This window comes from Actinomadura graeca (genome assembly GCF_019175365.1).
GTDB lineage: Bacteria > Actinomycetota > Actinomycetes > Streptosporangiales > Streptosporangiaceae > Spirillospora > Spirillospora graeca.
Window position 1 is genome coordinate 917,905 of sequence record NZ_CP059572.1, and the last position, 14,832, is coordinate 932,736.

General features: G+C 74.1%; 13 protein-coding genes. 1 reads left to right on the forward strand and 12 read right to left on the reverse strand.

Features of this window, described 5'->3' with window-relative positions; all coding sequences use genetic code 11:
- Nucleotides 1-44 precede the first annotated feature (44 nt).
- The 8 genes from AGRA3207_RS04485 to AGRA3207_RS04520 form a co-directional block, all read right to left on the reverse strand.
- Nucleotides 45-641 (reverse strand): dihydrofolate reductase family protein, encoded by a 597-nt coding sequence (locus AGRA3207_RS04485; protein ID WP_231333276.1) that lies wholly within the window; start codon nt 639-641, stop codon nt 45-47.
- A gap of 152 nt (nt 642-793) precedes the next feature.
- Nucleotides 794-1,432 carry a hypothetical protein gene (locus AGRA3207_RS04490; protein ID WP_231333277.1) on the reverse strand — a complete coding sequence of 213 codons (639 nt, stop codon included), beginning with the start codon at nt 1,430-1,432 and terminating at the stop codon, nt 794-796.
- Between the two features lie 131 nt (nt 1,433-1,563).
- Complete coding sequence (gene iolD, locus AGRA3207_RS04495) at nt 1,564-3,393, reverse strand: 3D-(3,5/4)-trihydroxycyclohexane-1,2-dione acylhydrolase (decyclizing) (protein WP_231333278.1); 1,830 nt, start codon at nt 3,391-3,393, stop codon at nt 1,564-1,566.
- The gene (iolB, locus tag AGRA3207_RS04500) at nt 3,390-4,259 is read right to left on the reverse strand and encodes a 5-deoxy-glucuronate isomerase (protein WP_231333279.1); all 870 of its coding nucleotides are present in this window, start codon (nt 4,257-4,259) and stop codon (nt 3,390-3,392) included. The genes iolD and iolB overlap by 4 nt, the downstream gene beginning before the upstream one ends.
- A 14-nt stretch (nt 4,260-4,273) precedes the next feature.
- Nucleotides 4,274-5,155, reverse strand: a complete 882-nt coding sequence (locus AGRA3207_RS04505) for a Cgl0159 family (beta/alpha)8-fold protein (RefSeq protein WP_231333280.1) — start codon at nt 5,153-5,155, stop codon at nt 4,274-4,276.
- The gene (gene iolC, locus AGRA3207_RS04510) at nt 5,152-6,099 is read right to left on the reverse strand and encodes a 5-dehydro-2-deoxygluconokinase (protein WP_231333281.1); all 948 of its coding nucleotides are present in this window, start codon (nt 6,097-6,099) and stop codon (nt 5,152-5,154) included. Before iolC ends, AGRA3207_RS04505 begins: the two co-directional genes overlap by 4 nt.
- Nucleotides 6,096-6,959, reverse strand: coding sequence for a TIM barrel protein (locus tag AGRA3207_RS04515; protein ID WP_231333282.1), 864 nt, complete (start codon nt 6,957-6,959; stop codon nt 6,096-6,098). The genes iolC and AGRA3207_RS04515 overlap by 4 nt, the downstream gene beginning before the upstream one ends.
- Nucleotides 6,956-7,954 (reverse strand): Gfo/Idh/MocA family protein, encoded by a 999-nt coding sequence (locus AGRA3207_RS04520; protein ID WP_231333283.1) that lies wholly within the window; start codon nt 7,952-7,954, stop codon nt 6,956-6,958. Before AGRA3207_RS04520 ends, AGRA3207_RS04515 begins: the two co-directional genes overlap by 4 nt.
- Nucleotides 7,955-8,104: 150 nt before the next feature.
- On the opposite strand from AGRA3207_RS04520, the gene AGRA3207_RS04525 reads away from it, so the two are divergent.
- A complete protein-coding gene (locus AGRA3207_RS04525; RefSeq protein WP_231333284.1) occupies nt 8,105-8,842 on the forward strand; it encodes a GntR family transcriptional regulator in 738 nt (245 codons plus the stop codon).
- Nucleotides 8,843-8,900: 58 nt separating this feature from the next.
- Here the strand turns inward: AGRA3207_RS04525 and AGRA3207_RS04530 are convergent, their stop codons facing one another.
- From AGRA3207_RS04530 to AGRA3207_RS04545, 4 genes are read right to left on the reverse strand one after another with little or no spacing between them, the layout of a single operon-like run.
- The gene (locus AGRA3207_RS04530) at nt 8,901-11,630 is read right to left on the reverse strand and encodes a sugar-binding protein (RefSeq protein WP_231333285.1); all 2,730 of its coding nucleotides are present in this window, start codon (nt 11,628-11,630) and stop codon (nt 8,901-8,903) included.
- Nucleotides 11,631-11,648: 18 nt separating this feature from the next.
- The gene (locus AGRA3207_RS04535; protein ID WP_231333286.1) at nt 11,649-12,440 is read right to left on the reverse strand and encodes a carbohydrate ABC transporter permease; all 792 of its coding nucleotides are present in this window, start codon (nt 12,438-12,440) and stop codon (nt 11,649-11,651) included.
- On the reverse strand, nt 12,437-13,411 hold the full coding sequence (locus AGRA3207_RS04540; RefSeq protein WP_273700002.1) for a carbohydrate ABC transporter permease: 975 nt from the start codon (nt 13,409-13,411) through the stop codon (nt 12,437-12,439). The genes AGRA3207_RS04535 and AGRA3207_RS04540 overlap by 4 nt, the downstream gene beginning before the upstream one ends.
- Nucleotides 13,412-13,457: 46 nt before the next feature.
- On the reverse strand, nt 13,458-14,816 hold the full coding sequence (locus AGRA3207_RS04545; RefSeq protein WP_231333287.1) for an extracellular solute-binding protein: 1,359 nt from the start codon (nt 14,814-14,816) through the stop codon (nt 13,458-13,460).
- Nucleotides 14,817-14,832 lie beyond the last annotated feature (16 nt).

A 14,832-nucleotide genomic window follows, 5' to 3' on the forward strand; every position in this document is an offset into this window, starting at 1 on the left:
CGCGCGCGGCGCCGGCCCGGAGGCCGGCGCCGTCGCCGCGGGCCTCAGCCGCGGGCGCGGCGGAGGGTGAGGTGGGACACCAGGCCGGTCCCCGACACGGCGGTCTGTTCGAGCCGGAGGTCACCGGCCCCCTCGAACAGCCGCTCCCCGGCGCCGAGGGTGATCGGCGCGACGTGCAGCCGCAGCTCGTCGATCAGCCCGGCCGCGAGGTACTGGCCGACCGTGCTGGCGCCGCCGCAGATCGCGACGTCCGCGCCGTCCGCGGCCTCCCGCGCCCGGGCGAGCGCGGCCTCGATCCCGTCGGTCACGAACTCGAAGGTCGTGCCGCCCTTCATCGTGACGCTGTCGCGCGGGTGATGGGTCAGGACGAACACCGGCGCGTGGTAGGGCGGCTCCTCGCCCCACCAGCCGTTCCACTCCAGATCCCACGCGCCGCGGCCGGGCCCGAACATGTTGCGGCCCATGATGTAGGCGCGCGCCGACGTGATCTTCTCGATGGCCTCGGCGTTGGCCTCGGGCTCCTCGAACATCCAGCGGTGCAGCCGCTCGGCGCCCCGGCCCAGCGGGTCGGCCAGGCCCTGGTCCGGGCCGGCGACGAAACCGTCCAGGGACATCGTGATGTCGCAGGTGACCTCGCCCATCTCACTGCCTCCGTTTCCCGGCGCCCCTCCGGCGCCGCTCACCAACAGATCGGAGCCGCGCCGCCGTCTTCGACATGCCCGGCGGGTTCTTCCACAATCTTTCGTCGCGCCGCGGCCACCGCCGCCCGCGGGCACCGGCGGCCGCGTGCGGGTCAGCGCCCGGCGCGGGCACTGCGCAGCAGCGTGACGCCCATCGCCAGCAGCCAGTAGCTGAGGATCGCGCCCATCAGGGCGGTGGTGCCCCAGCCGTTCGCCGCGTAGAAGTCCGCCGGGGTGTTGCCGAAGAACAGGGACGGGACGAAGGCCAGGTTGACCGCCGCCAGCACGTAGGCGGCCCGGCTCGTCCAGCGGGGCAGGGCGCGGGTGCGGTGGAGCGCGAAGCCGACCGAGGCCAGGAAGAGCGCCAGCAGGATGCGGCCGATCGTCCCGTAGAGGATGTAGGTGCCGTCGACGGCGATGGTCGGGTCGATCGGACGGTCGGCGGCGATGACCGCGCCCGCCTCCAGGCCCGAGGACACGAGCGTCACCGCGACGTACGTCAGACCGGCCGCGGACGCGATCGACCCTGCCCATTCGTACTCCGGGGCCACCCTCTTGACGAGCTCCCGGAAGCCGGTGACGAACAGCAGCAGCGCGGCGAGGGCGAAGAGCCCGATCAGGATCCGGCTCAGCACGTTGGAGGCCGGGGGCTCGTCCGAGTACACGAAGTAGAGCGGCACTTCCAGGATGAGCGCGGCGGCCGAGGCGGTGCCCGCGATGCCGGTGAAGCGCCGCGCGAGGTTCTCGTTCATGGGAATCCTTTGTCCGACGGATGGGCCGATGACCGCAATCCTGTGCCCGCGCGCGGCACATGTCGGTGGGACTGGGGGCCCGCCGCCGGTGGGCCTAACACCACTTTCCGTCGGGGATTCTCGCCCCGCGATCAGACCAGGGGGCGCTGCCCGGCCTTCCCCTCCTCGTAGGCGGCTCGGGCCCGGACGGTCGAGTCGAGGGTGGACACCTCCGCGACCGGGACGTCCCACCACGCCCCGCCGTCGGGCACCGCCACGGAGGTGTCGGTCTCCACGTGCACGACGGTCGTCCTGGACGCGTCCCTGGCCTTGGCGAGGGCGGCGCGGAACCCGGCGGCGGTGGTGGCGCGCAGCACGTCGGCGCCGAGCGAGGCCGCGTTCGCGGCGAGGTCGCCCGGCAGCCGGAACCGGGTCCCGAACCCCTGCGCGCCGACGGACTCCGACAGGGCCCCGATCGAGGCGAACCCGTGGTTCTGGACGAGCACGACGACGAGCTTGACGCCGTCGGCGACCGCGGTGACGAGCTCCTGCGCCATCATCAGGTACGAGCCGTCGCCGACGAGGACGAACACCTCGCGGTCGGGCGCGGCGAGCTTCACGCCGAGGCCGCCCGCGATCTCGTAGCCCATGCAGGAGTAGCCGTACTCGACGTGGTAGCCCTTCGGGTCGCGGGTCCGCCACAGCCGGTGCAGGTCGCCGGGCATGGACCCGGCCGCGCAGACGACCACGTCGCGCGGGCCGGCGGTCTCGTTGACGATGCCGATGATCTCCGGCTGGGACGGGAGGCCGCCGCCGGAGGGCTCGCGGGAGCGGTCGACGGCGGCGTTCCAGCGGGCCGTCAGCGCGGCGGCCTCCGCCCGGTAGGACTCATCGACGGTGTGCCCGGCCAGCGCGCCGCGCAGGGCGGCCAGTCCCGCGCGGGCGTCGGCGGTCAGCGGGAGCCCGGCGTGCTTGGCGGCGTCCGGCCCGGCGACGTTGAGGTTGACGAACCGGACGCCGGGACGGGCGAACAGCGTCCGCGAGGCGGTGGTGAAGTCGCTGTAGCGGGTGCCGACGCCGAGGACCACGTCGGCCTCGCGGGCGAGGGCGTTCGCGGCGGACGTCCCGGTCGCGCCGATCGCGCCCGCCGACGCGGGGTGGTCCCACGGGAGGGAGCCCTTGCCCGCCTGGGTCTCGGCCACCGGGAACCCGGTCTCCCTGGCGAACGCGTCCAGCTCCGCGGCCGCGCCGGAGTAGACGACGCCGCCACCGGCGACGACCAGGGGCCGCCGCGCGGCCCGCAGCAGCGCCGCCGCCTCGTCCAGCACGGCGGGCTCGGGCACCGGGCGGGGGATCCGCCAGGTGCGCCCGGCGAACAGCTCCGGCGGCCAGTCGTGCGCCTCGGCCTGGACGTCCTGCGGCAGCGCGAGCGTGACCGCGCCGGTCTCCGCCGGGTCGGTCAGCACCCGCATCGCCGCCAGGAGCGCGGCGGGGAGCTGCTCGGGACGGTTGATCCGGTCCCAGTACTTCGAGACGGGCCTGAGGCAGTCGTTCACCGACACGTCGTAGGAGCGGGCGTCCTCCAGCTCCTGGAGCACCGGGTTGGCGACGCGGGTGGCGAAGACGTCGCCGGGCAGCAGCAGCACCGGGATCCGGTTGATCGTCGCGAGCGCCGCGCCGGTCACCATGTTGGTGGCGCCCGGCCCGATCGACGTCGTGCACGCGTACGCGCGCAGCCGGTCGTGCGTCCGCGCGTATCCCACGGCGGCGTGCACCATGGCCTGCTCGTTGCGCGCGGCGCGGAAGGGCAGCGCGCCGTCCTGCTGGAGCAGCGCCTGCCCGAGCCCCGCCACGTTCCCGTGGCCGAAGATGCCGAAGCAGCCGGCGAAGAACCGGCGCCGCTCGCCGTCGCGCTCGGTCCACTGGTTCGCCAGGAAGCGGACGACCGCCTGCCCGACGGTGAGCCGCTCGGTCGCCGTCATCGTCCGCCCTCCCGGTGGTCGCGGGGTCCGGCGGCCGAGGTCATCGGCAGCCGCGGGTCGGCCGGCAGCCCCGGCCAGGTGCCGCGGATCCAGGCGTGCGCGGGGTCGTCGCAGATCCGCCAGGCGCGCTCGCCCGGTCCGGCCATCACGTTCAGGTAGTACAGGTCGTAGCCGGGCACGGCCATGGACGGGCCGTGCCAGCCGTGCGGGATCAGCACCGTGTCGCCGGTCCGGACCTCCTCCAGCACGTCGGTGGTGCCGTAGACCCGCTGGTAGCCGATGCCGGGGCCGCCGTCCGGCGCGTCCGCGACCTCGAAGTAGTAGATCTCCTCCAGGACCGACTCCTCCGGCGTCTGCTCGTCGTGCTTGTGCGGCGGGTAGGACGACCAGTTCCCGCCCGGCGTCAGCACCTCGCAGGCGATCAGCCGGTCCGCCTCGAACGCGCCGGGCGTGCAGAAGTTGTTGACCTGCCGGGCCATGCCCCCCGCGCCGCGCAGTTCCACGGGCACCCGCTCGGCGGGGCCGTAGCGGGGCGGCAGCCGCCGCTCGCAGCGGGCGGAGGGCAGCGCGAACCGGCCGCCCTCCCGGGAGGAGACCCGCACCGCCGCGTCGCGGGGCACGTAGGCGAAGTCGGTCACCCGGGAGAACACGTCGCGGCGGCCGGTGAGCTCGAACGTCACGGTGCCGCCCGCCGGGGCGGCGACCGTCACGGCGCACGCCCCGGCCAGCGGCAGCACGAGCGTCTCGGCGTCGCCGGTCTCCAGCGCGGCCTCCTCCCCCGGCCCGAGCGCGAGGACGCGCAGCCCCGAGTACGCCCACCCGGCGCTCGCGGGGGTCACCGTGCACACCGCGGTCCCGCCGTCCACGGCCGGTCCCCCGCTCACAGCAGGCCCGCCGCGGCGTCGACGGCCCCCGCGACGTCGCCGCCGGGCGGGTAGAGCAGGGAGCGGCCCACGACCAGGCCGCGGACGGTCGGCAGCGCCAGCGCGGCCTTCCAGCCGGCCAGCGCGGCGTCCGGGTCGGCGGGGACCTCCCCGCCGAGCAGCAGGGCGGGCAGCGTCGAAGCGGCCATGACCTCCTCCATCCGGTCCACCACCGGGACCTTCAACCAGGTGTGCGCGGACGTGGCGCCGAGCCCCGAGGCGATCGACACCGCGTGGACCATCGCCTCGGGCGTCAGCAGGTTGCGCAGGCGACCGCCGCCCTCCCGGGACGACATGAACGGCTCGACCAGCGCCATCAGCCCGTGCGCGGCGAGGTCGGTCACCGCGTGCGCGCACGCCTCCAGCGTCCGCGCGGTCGCCGGGTCGGCGAGGTCGACGCGCAGCAGCATCTTGCCGCCGTCCAGCCGGGCGCGTGCGAGGGCGGGCGCGGTGTAGGCGGTGAACCTGTCGTCGGCTTCGAACGCGGCGCCGGCGAGGCCGCCGCGGTTCATCGAGCCGATGACGACCTTGCCCTCCAGCGCGCCGAGCAGCAGCAGGTCCTCGATCACGTCCGGGGTGCCGAGCACGCCGTCGACGCCGGGCCGGGCGAGCGCGACGCACATCCGCTCCAGCAGGTCCGCGCGGTCGCCCAGGGCCAGCGGATCGCCCCCGGCGCGCAGCGCGCCCCGGGCCGGGTGGTCGGCCGCGATGATCATCAGGCGGGCGGGCGGCGCCGCGGACCGGACGCGCCGGGCGGCGGCCTCCGCGATGGCCGCCGGCCGCACCGCCCTGATCTCGGCGATCTCCGCGAGCCGCCCGGCGAACGTCCCCGTGCTCACCGTCCGGCCTCCTCGCGGCCGGCCAGGAGGTGCCCGACCTCGTCCTCGGTGGGCATGGCGTCGGCGCAGGCCAGGCGGGAGGCGACCAGCGCGCCGGCGGCGCCGGCGAACCGGACGGTGCGCTCCAGGTCCCAGCCCTCCAGAAGCCCGTGGCAGACGGCGCCGCCGAAGGCGTCGCCCGCGCCGAGCCCGTTGAGGACCCGCACGGGCGTGGGCGGGACCTCGACGACGCCCTCGGCGGACGCGGCGAGGGTCCCGCGGGGGCCCTGCTTGACGATGGCGACGGACACGCCGCGGTCCAGCAGCGCGCGGGCGGCGTCGCGGGGCCCTCGGGTGCCCACGGCGATCTCGCATTCGTCGAGGTTGCCGACGGCCACGGTGGCGTGCTCCAGCGCGCGGCCGACGCGGGCCCGGGCCTCCCCGGGCGACGCCCAGAACATCGGCCGCCAGTCGAGGTCGAGGACGGTCGTGCCCGGGTGCGCGGCGAGCGCGGCGAGCGTCGAGCCGTGGCTCGGCTCCTCGGACAGCCCGGTCACCGTCGCCCAGAAGATGCGGGCGGCGCGGATCGCGTCCAGGTCCAGCTCGTGCTCATGGATCTCCAGGTCGGGCGCCTTGGGATGGCGGTAGAAGTACAGCGGGAAATGGTCGGGCGGGAAGATCTCGCAGAACGCCAGCGGCGTCGGGAGCCCGGGGACGGCCGTGACGAACCGGTCGTCCACGCCGTAGCCGGTGAGCGCCTGGTGGACGAAGCGGCCGAACGGGTCCTCGCCCGTCCGGGTGATGACGGCCGCGCGGTGGCCGAGGCGGGCCGCGGCGACCGCGACGTTGGTCGGGCTGCCGCCCAGGTACTTGCCGAACGACTCGACCTTCTCCAGCGGGACGCCCGTCTGGAGCGGGTAGACGTCGACGCTCACCCGGCCCATCGTGATGAGGTCGTGGGTCATGCGGCCTCCAGGAACTCCAGGCAGGCGCGGACGTCGTCGCGGGGCCCGGCGTCCGGCGCGGGGTCGGTGGTGAGGACCATGTCCTGTTCGAGGACGTACCAACCCCCGTATCCCGCGTCCTCCAGCGCGCCGATGATCCCGGCGATGTCGATGTCGCCCCGGCCGAGGGGGCGGTAGATCCCGTCCCGGACGGCGGCGGTGTAGCCGGTCCCGCCGGTCCGCACCGCGCGGGCGAGGGCGGCGTCGACGTCCTTGAGGTGGACGTGGGCGATCCTGTCCGGTGCCGAGCGCGCCAGGGCCAGCGGGTCGGTGCCGCCGATGAGCAGGTGGCCGGTGTCGAGGCACAGCCCGATGTCGGAGCCGTCCAGGACGCGCTCGACCTCCTCGCGCCGCTCGACGACCGTGCCGACGTGCGGGTGCAGGACGGCGCGGTGGCCGCGCCCGGCGGCGTGGCGGGCGGCGCGCCCGAGGTTGGCCAGGAGGGCGGTCCACTGCCGCCCGTCCAGGACGGGCCTCGCGTCGTAGCCGTCCCGCCCGGTGGCGGCGGCGAGCACCACGACCGCCGCGTCGCCGAAGGAGTCGAGGGCGCGGGCGAGGCCCGGGAGCGGGTCGCGGCCGGGGTCGTGCAGGACGAGGGGGACGAACCCGCCGACGGGGCGCAGCCCGTACGCGCCGAGCAGCGCGGAACGCTCCGCGGGGTCGGCGGGGAGGAAGCCGTCCGGGCCGAACTCGGTGGCGGCGACGCCGAGGTCGCGCATCTCGGCGAGGACGCGCCGGGCGGCGAGCTGGTGCCCCCAGCCGGGGACCTCGCAGACTCCCCAGGAGATCGGCGCGGCGGCGACGCGCCCGGCGGCGATCATCGGCGGACCTCCTCGATCGCGACGGCGCGCCGCTCGCGCCGGGAGGTCTCGCACGCCTCGGCCACGTAGAACGCCTCCAGGCTCTCCTCCGGCGGGCACGGGCTGGCCGCGCCCTCGGCGACCATGCCGGTGAACGCCCGGAGCTCGGCGGTGTACGCCTCGGCGAACCGTTCGAGGAAGCCGGTGTGCGGCGGGCCCGCCGGGCGCGTGCCGGGACCGGCGGGTGACAGCGGGGTCCGGTCGTCCAGGCCGACGACCACCGAGTCACGGGAGCCGAGCACCTCCAGCCGGACGTCGTAGCCGGCTGCGTTGTAGCGGCTCGCGGAGACCACCGCGAGGGTGCCGTCGTCGAGCGTGAGGACCGCCGAGGCGGCGGAGGCGTCGCCGGACTCGGCGAAGACGGCGGCGCCGCGGTCCGCCCCGGCCGCGGTCACCTCGACGACGTCGCGGCCGGTGACGAACCGGACGGCGTCGAAGTCGTGGACGGAGCAGTCCCGGAACAGCCCGCCCGAGGTGGGCAGGTACTCCTCCGGCGGGGGGACGGGGTCGAGCGTGCAGGAGCGGACGGTGTGCACCCAGCCGAGCCGGCCGGAGCGGACCGCCTCGCGCGCGGCCCGGTGCCCGGGGTCGAAGCGCCGCTGGAAGCCGACCTGCACCGGCACGCCGGAGCCGCGGACGGCCGTCAGCACTTGGATCGTTCCATCAAGATCGGTGGCCACCGGCTTCTCCACGAAGACCGGCAGCCCGGCCTCCACGGCGCGGATCACCAGGCCGGCGTGCGCGGCGGTGGGCGTGGCGACGACCAGGCCGTCCAGCCCGGCGGCGAACAGCGCGTCCACTCCGGCGGCGGCCCGGACGCCGAGCTTGCGCGCCACCTCGCGCGCCCGTCCGGCGTCGGCGTCGGCGACGACCACCTCCTCGACCTCCGCGATCCCCCGCAGCGTCTCCGCGTGTCCCCCGCCGATCCGGCCCACACCGGCCAGCCCGATCCTCATCCGGTCCCCCTCCCGGTGCCGCGTCGCCCGTGACCGAGTTTCATGGAACGCTCCAATTTCTGTCAAGGGTATGTCATGACATAAGGACTTTAGCGCTTTGTTGTGGACTGTCCGTTATCCTCATCGCGACAGAGCCGAAGGAGTCCCGAGGTGCACGGACCCACCGTCAGAGTGGATCGCGGCAGCCCCGTCCCGCTCTATTTCCAGGTCGCCCGGCAGCTGGAGGAGGCGATCCGCACCGGCGAGCTGCCACCCGGGGCGCGGCTGGAGAACGAGCTGGAGCTGGCCTCCCGCTACCGGCTGTCACGGCCGACCGTCCGGCAGGCGATCCAGCACCTGGTCGACCAGGGCCTGCTGGTGCGCAGGCGCGGGGTCGGCACGCAGGTCGTCCGGTCCCCGGTGCGGCGGCCGATCGAGCTGTCCAGCCTGTACGACGACCTCGCCGCGGCCGGCGCCGAGCCGCGCACGCGGGTGCTGGAGCTCGGCCCCGTCCCCGCGGACGAGGAGGCCGCCGGGCGGCTCGGGGTCGCGCCCGGCACCGAGGTGCTGCGGATGCGCCGGCTGCGTTCCACCGGCGGCGAGCCGCTCGCGCTGATGACCAACGTCCTGCCGGTGGGGCTGATAGACATCACCTCCGCCCATCTTGAAGAGCACGGCCTGTACGAGACGCTCCGGGACGCGGGGGTCAACCTGCGGATCGCGCACCAGACGATCGGGGCGCGCGCCGCCACCGCGGCCGAGGCCCGGCTGCTGGACGAGCGTCGCGGCACGCCCCTGCTCACCATGACGCGTACGGCCTACGACGACAAGGGCGCCGCCGCCGAGTACGGCTGCCACGTCTACCGTGCCGATCGGTATACGTTCTCGCACACACTCGTGGGCAAGTAGCGGCACCGCCGCGCCGGGCGGGTCCGGAGGGACCGCGGCCCGGCGCGGCGGCGTCACGTCACCGGGAGATCCGGGCGACGGAACTCGCCGTTCCCCCCTTCGCCGCCTCGAAGGCCAGCGCGACGATCCCGCTCGCGCCCTGGACCGTCACGGTCTGGACGCCCGCGCGGCGGAACTCGACCTTCTTCGTGCCGAGCACCTTGCCGTCCCAGACGTGGACGTGCGCGGTGCCGGGCCCGGTGGCGCGCAGCCTGACGGCCGCCGAGCCGCCCGAGACCTCCGGCCTGCCGACGATCCGCGCCGTGTCCGACCGGGGCGCGGCGGGACCGCCCGCCAGCGGGACGCCCGTGCGCACCGCCTGGAGGATGGACTCGGGCGAGTCGAGCGAGGACGCCGCGTCGGTCGGCATGACCGGGTCCCCCGGGGTGGTCGGCATGCCGGGCGGCGGCGTGTGGCCGGGAAGCGAGACCAGGCCCCAGCGGTACGGGTCGCCCTGCACCCCGCCCCAGGTGGACCAGCCGATCCGGGACTTGCCGACCTTGTCCTGGGTGTCGGAGTCGTACACGAAGATGTTGAGTCCCATCCGCGCCGGGTCCACGGCGGTCGGCAGGACCTTGAAGGGGATCTTCGCCTCGATCACGTACCCGTCGTACGGGTCGGCCACCGTCGAGGCGACCTGCATCCCGGGCGCGGTCTCCGGCCCGCCCTGGTGCGCGTCGGCGTCGCGCTCGAAGCACGGCCTGCCGTCGGCCATCTTCGGGAAGATGCCGGTCTTGAACGTGGTCGAGGTGTTCTCGGAGTCACCGCGCGGGTCGACGGCGATCTCCACGGAGTCGGTCCGCCAGTGCCGCTTGCAGTCGCCGGCGTCCAGCACGGTGCCGGGCTTGTCGTCGCGGACCTTGACCAGCACGTGCAGCGCGTCGCCGGTCCAGGTGACCTTGCCGGTGGCCGAGCAGTCCGCCGCCGACGCGCAGGGCGAGCCCTCCCAGAGGCGTGACAGGTTCAGCTCCGGCCCGGGATACTCGCCCGGCCCCTCCTTGCCGTCCACGGCGGGCGTGCCCTGCGCCTTCGGCAGGACGGCGGCCGGGACCAGCTCCAGCCCGCCCGTCTGAACGTCCGCGGCGCCCGAGGACGGTGTCGTGGTGATGGTCGCGTCGTAGTCGCCGCCGCTGCCGCCCTCGTTGGAGGTGGGCAGGGACGCGTCGGTGTTGGTGACGGTGAAGGTCGCCGAGCCCTTCGCCCCGGCCGCGAGCGTGTAGGGCTTGGACGGTGCGTCCGCGGCGAAGCCCTTCGGCAGGTCCAGCCGGACCGTCCCCGACTGCGCGGACGCGGTGGTGTTGGCCAGGTCGACGCGCACCTTGCGCGACTTCCCGGACGCCAGCGTCAGCACCGGCTTGACCTGCCCGGTGAGCGCGGGGACACCGGTCCTGGCCGCCCAGGAGTCGAAGTCGGACACGCGGGGCAGCGGCTCCATGGTCCCGGTGACGGACGGCTGCACCTGCACCTGCGCGACGGCCTGGCCTTTGGCCCTCCCGCTGCTGAGCGTCGCCGCGAGCTGGACCCGCCCGGAGGCGGCCCCGGCCGGGGGCGTGACGGTGAAGGTCGCGGTGCGCTCCCGGGAGCCCACCGTGCCCAGATCACCCGAACCTGTAACGTTCCAACCAGACGGAACGGACAAAACAGCCTTCGCTTCGCGCAGCGTCCTCGATGAGCTCGCGTGCGCCGTCACCGCGAACCCGGCGCCGGGCGTCACCCCCAGCGACCGGGTGGTCAGGGAGAACTCCGTGCCGAGCGGCAGGCCGCCCTCGCCGGGCCGCACCGCGCCCTCCAGCATCGCCGCCGGGCCGGTGTTCCCCAGCGTGAACGGCACCCGGCTGTGGATCTGCGTGTAGTAGTCGCAGCCGATCTTGGACGGGTCGGACGGCACGTCCGGGAACCCGCCCCAGCCCTGGCTGACGTACGTCCGCTGCGCCTCGCGCTCGACCTGCGCCCACGTCTTGCCGCCGTTGCGGGCGGACGCGCGGCCGCCCCACACGCCCCGCACGAGCGAGCCCGGGCGGGCCGGCCTCAGGTCGGTGGCGCAGGCGGCGCCCGCGGGCCCGGACGCGCCGCCGGTCTGGAAGATCCGTCCCGGTGCCCAGGTGCGCAGTCCCTCCTCGCCGAGCTGCGCGGGATAGGCCCGGGGGTCGGCCGCGGCGAAGTACGCCTCGGTCGCCAGGCGCGCGGCCTCCTGGTGGTTGCCGTGCTGGCCGGGCAGCGGCGCGGGCACCATGGTGACGATCACCTTGGGCCGTGTCTCCCGCACCAGCCGGACGACCTTCTCCAGCGTCTTGCCGTGGTCCCAGGTCTTGGCGGTGAGCGGCGTGCTCACCGTGTAGTAGAAGTCGACCTCGTCCAGGTAGTGGATGTCGGTGACACCGGCCTTGCCGACGGCGCGCCGCTCCTCGTTCTCGCGCAGCAGGCCGAGCGGCGGCCCCTCCTCGTTCCCGGCCGCGTTCCCGCCGCCCTCGCCGCGCGTGACGGTGAGGACGCCGGTCTTCGCCTTCTCGAACTCGTTCCACTGGCCGAGCGTGGACAGCGTGCCCGCCTCGTCGTCGGGGTGCGCCCCGACGAACAGGACGTCCAGCCGGCCGTCCCCGGACCCGGCATCGGACGGCGCCCCGGACGGCGCCCCGGGCGGCGCGCCGCCGCCGGGATCGGGCGCCGCCTGCGCGGACGGGCCCGTCAGGACGAGAGCGGACGCCGCGAGCGCGGCGGACAGGACTGCGGGTAGGGCGAGTCTTCGCATCGAATCTCCTGTTCTTCCCTACTCCTTGATGGCCCCCGAGAGCATCCCTGCGATGAACTGGCGTTGCAGGAAGACATAGACGATCACGATGGGCGCCGCGATGATCAGCGCGCCCGCCATGAGCAGTGAGTAGTCGGTCTTGTGCGTCCCTTGGAAGAAGGACAGGCCGAGGGGCGCGGTGCGCAGCCCCTCGTCGGAATTGATGATCACCAGCGGGAGCAGGAACTCGTTCCAGGTCCACATGGTGGTGAGCAGGAGCATGGTGAGGATCGCGGGACGGCCGATCGGCACCAGCACCCGCCACAGCGTCGTCCAGCTCGACGCGCCGTCGATCCGCGCGGCCTCCAGCAGCGACGGGGGGACGCTGCGGAAGTAGGCGCGCATCCAGAACGTGCCGAACGCGACCGACATGGCGACCTGCGGGAGGATGAGCCCGGCGTAGGTGTTGTCGAGCCCCATCGACCTGAGGTCGAAGTACAGCGGGACGACGACCGCCTCGGTCGGGATGGTCAGCCCCGCGAGGAACAGCAGGAACAGCGCCGGCGCCCCGCGGAAGCGCATCGCGCCGAGCGCGTACCCCGCCATGATCGACAGCACCGCCGCGACGACCACGGTGACCGTGGTGACGATGAGGCTGTTGCGCAGGTACGTGGCGAAGTGGCCGTCCCGCCACGCCGTCTCGAACGAGGAGAGGTCCAGGCCCGGGAGCCGCAGCGCCTGCGTCACGACGCCGATCATCGGGAACACCGCGATGACCGCGAAGACGGCGAGGATCGCGTGGTTGACGACCCGTTCCCCCCGCGGGTTCATGCGTCCCTCCCTTCCACCAGGCGGCCGATGCCGGCCGTGACGGCGAACGCCAGCACGGCCAGCGTCACGCCGATGGCGCAGCCGAGCCCGACCTCACCGGTGTTGAACGTGCGGTTGTACACCTCGTAGGCGGGCACCTTCGTCGCGTTGCCCGGCCCGCCCTCGGTGGCCATGTAGATGAGGTCGAAGTTGCGGATCGCCATGATCGTCGTCAGCGTCAGCGCCACCGCCAGCTCGCGGCGCAGCGCGGGCAGCGTGACCGCGATGAACTCGCGGACGGGCCCGGCGCCGTCGATCCGCGCGGCCTCGTACAGCTCCCGGGGGATCTTCTGGACCCCGGCCAGGAACAGCACCAGCGCCAGCCCGATCCCCACCCAGGTGCCGACGACCCCGACGGCGGGCAGCGCGAAGGTGAAGTCGCCGAGCCAGCCGCGCCGCCAGTCCGGCAGGCCGAGCGCGTGCAGCCCGCCGAGGACGGTGTTGACCGGGCCGTCCGCCGAGTACACCCACCGCCAGGCCACGGCCACCGCGACCATCGCGATGACCTGCGGCAGGAACAGCACGGTGCGGAAGAACGCCAGGCCGCGGATCTTCGTCCGGGACATCGCGCCGACCAGCACGAACGCGATGCAGCACGGCAGCACGGAATAGAACACGACGAGGACGAGGAGGTGGCCGAACGCGCCGCGCAGGGCCGGGTCGGACCAGGTGCTGGTGTAGTTGGAGACGCCCGCCCACGTCGCCGTCCCGAGCCCGTCCCAGTGGTACAGGGAGAACTGCGCGCCCCGCACCAGCGGCCACAGCAGGAACCCCCCGTACACCAGCAGGGCGGGCAGGACGTACAGCCACCCGATCCCCCGGGCCTCGCCGGGGGGACGGCCCCCGTTGCGTCCCCCCGGGCGCCGCGCGGCACGGGCGTCCGGTGCCTCGCGCCGGGATCCCGGCCCCTCGTGCCGCGCGGCCGTCGTCATGTGCGGGCTCCTCGTCCTCATCGGGCCGGTCCGCGCCCGGCCCCGGTCACTTCTTGTTCTGGAAGGCGGTGTAGTCGTCCTGGGCCGCCTTCATGGCCTCCTCCGGCGACCTCCTCCCCGCGACGAGCTCCTGGAGCGGGCCGCCGAACGCGTCGGTGAAGGTGGGCGTCGCGTAGTCGAGGTAGGGAGTGGTGCCGTCGTTCCTGCTCAGCTCACCCCAGGCCGCCGACACCTCGCGCATCAGCGCCGCCGACGGCTGCCTGGACGGCGCGGGGAGCACAGGCAGGTTGCCGGTCTCGACCGAGACGTCCATCGCCTTCGGCGAGGTGATGAAGTTGATGTAGGCCGCCGCGACGTCCGCGTGCTTGGACTTGGCCGTGATGGACCACGGCAGGCTCTCGCCGCCCATCGTCGCCACCGGCGCCCCGGCCTGGGACGCGGGCGGCAGCATGAAGCCGACCTTCTCCTTCATGCGGTCGTTCAGGTCGGGCGCCCACCAGGTGCCGCCGAACATGAACACGCCCTCCCCCTTGGCGAAGTTCACGGGCGTGTCGTCCCACTTGATGGAGTTGGCGTTCTTGGTGAAGTAGCCCTTCTTGGACCAGTCGGCGAGCTTCTGCGCGGCCTGGACGTTCGGGCCGTCGGTCCAGGAGCCGCCACTGCCGAACACGAGCCTGCGGACGGCCTCCTTGTCGGCGAGGCCGTCCTGGAGGATGCCGTAGAGCTGCATCGCGGGCAGCTTCTCGACGTTGCCGAACGCGATGGGGACCTCGCCCTTGCCCTTGGCGGTGGCGAGCGCCTGGTCGAACTCCGCCCACGTCTTCGGCGGCTGGATACCGAGCTTCTGCAGCTTCTCCTTGTTGTAGTACAGGCCGACGATCTCACCGTTGAGGGAGACGCCGTACAGCTTCCCCGAGCCGATGAGCTTCCCGTCGTCGGTGACGCTGTTGAGGTCCAGCAGGCCCTTGGGGTAACGCTTCTTCCACCCGTACACCTGGTCGTAGGGGTCGAGCGGCAGCAGCATGCCCGCCTTGACGAACTGCGCCATCGACGCGTAGCCCTGGTTGGCCTCCACGACGTCCGGCGGGTTGCTCCCCGACAGCGCCAGCCGCAGGGTCTTCTGCAGGTCGCTGAAGGACCGCGACACCCGGTTGATCTTGACGTTGGGGTAGGTGGCCTGGAACTGGGCGTTCAGCTTCTCGATCTGCTCCTTCAGCCCGCCCTGGACCTCCTGGTCCCAGACGGTGAGCGTCACGTTCCCCGCCTTGGCGACGTCGGTGCTGACCGCCGCGGGCGCCTTGCCCGCGGGCTTGTCGCCGGACGAGCCCGGGGCGCACGCGGCGGCGAGCGCGGTCACGAGGGCGGCCGCGGCCGCGACCGCCCCTCGCCTCATCAGTGTCGGCATTTCAGCGGCTCCCTGC

Bases quoted from the DNA above. Each gene is read 5' to 3' on its own strand.
- AGRA3207_RS04485 (WP_231333276.1), bottom strand. From the start codon at position 641: ATGGGCGAGGTCACCTGCGACATCACGATGTCCCTGGACGGTTTCGTC.
- AGRA3207_RS04490 (WP_231333277.1), bottom strand. From the start codon at position 1,432: ATGAACGAGAACCTCGCGCGGCGCTTCACCGGCATCGCGGGCACCGCC.
- iolD (WP_231333278.1), bottom strand. From the start codon at position 3,393: ATGACGGCGACCGAGCGGCTCACCGTCGGGCAGGCGGTCGTCCGCTTC.
- iolC (WP_231333281.1), bottom strand. From the start codon at position 6,099: ATGACCCACGACCTCATCACGATGGGCCGGGTGAGCGTCGACGTCTAC.
- AGRA3207_RS04515 (WP_231333282.1), bottom strand. From the start codon at position 6,959: ATGATCGCCGCCGGGCGCGTCGCCGCCGCGCCGATCTCCTGGGGAGTC.
- AGRA3207_RS04520 (WP_231333283.1), bottom strand. From the start codon at position 7,954: ATGAGGATCGGGCTGGCCGGTGTGGGCCGGATCGGCGGGGGACACGCG.
- AGRA3207_RS04530 (WP_231333285.1), bottom strand. From the start codon at position 11,630: ATGCGAAGACTCGCCCTACCCGCAGTCCTGTCCGCCGCGCTCGCGGCG.
- AGRA3207_RS04535 (WP_231333286.1), bottom strand. From the start codon at position 12,440: ATGAACCCGCGGGGGGAACGGGTCGTCAACCACGCGATCCTCGCCGTC.
- AGRA3207_RS04540 (WP_273700002.1), bottom strand. From the start codon at position 13,411: ATGACGACGGCCGCGCGGCACGAGGGGCCGGGATCCCGGCGCGAGGCA.
- AGRA3207_RS04545 (WP_231333287.1), bottom strand. From the start codon at position 14,816: ATGCCGACACTGATGAGGCGAGGGGCGGTCGCGGCCGCGGCCGCCCTC.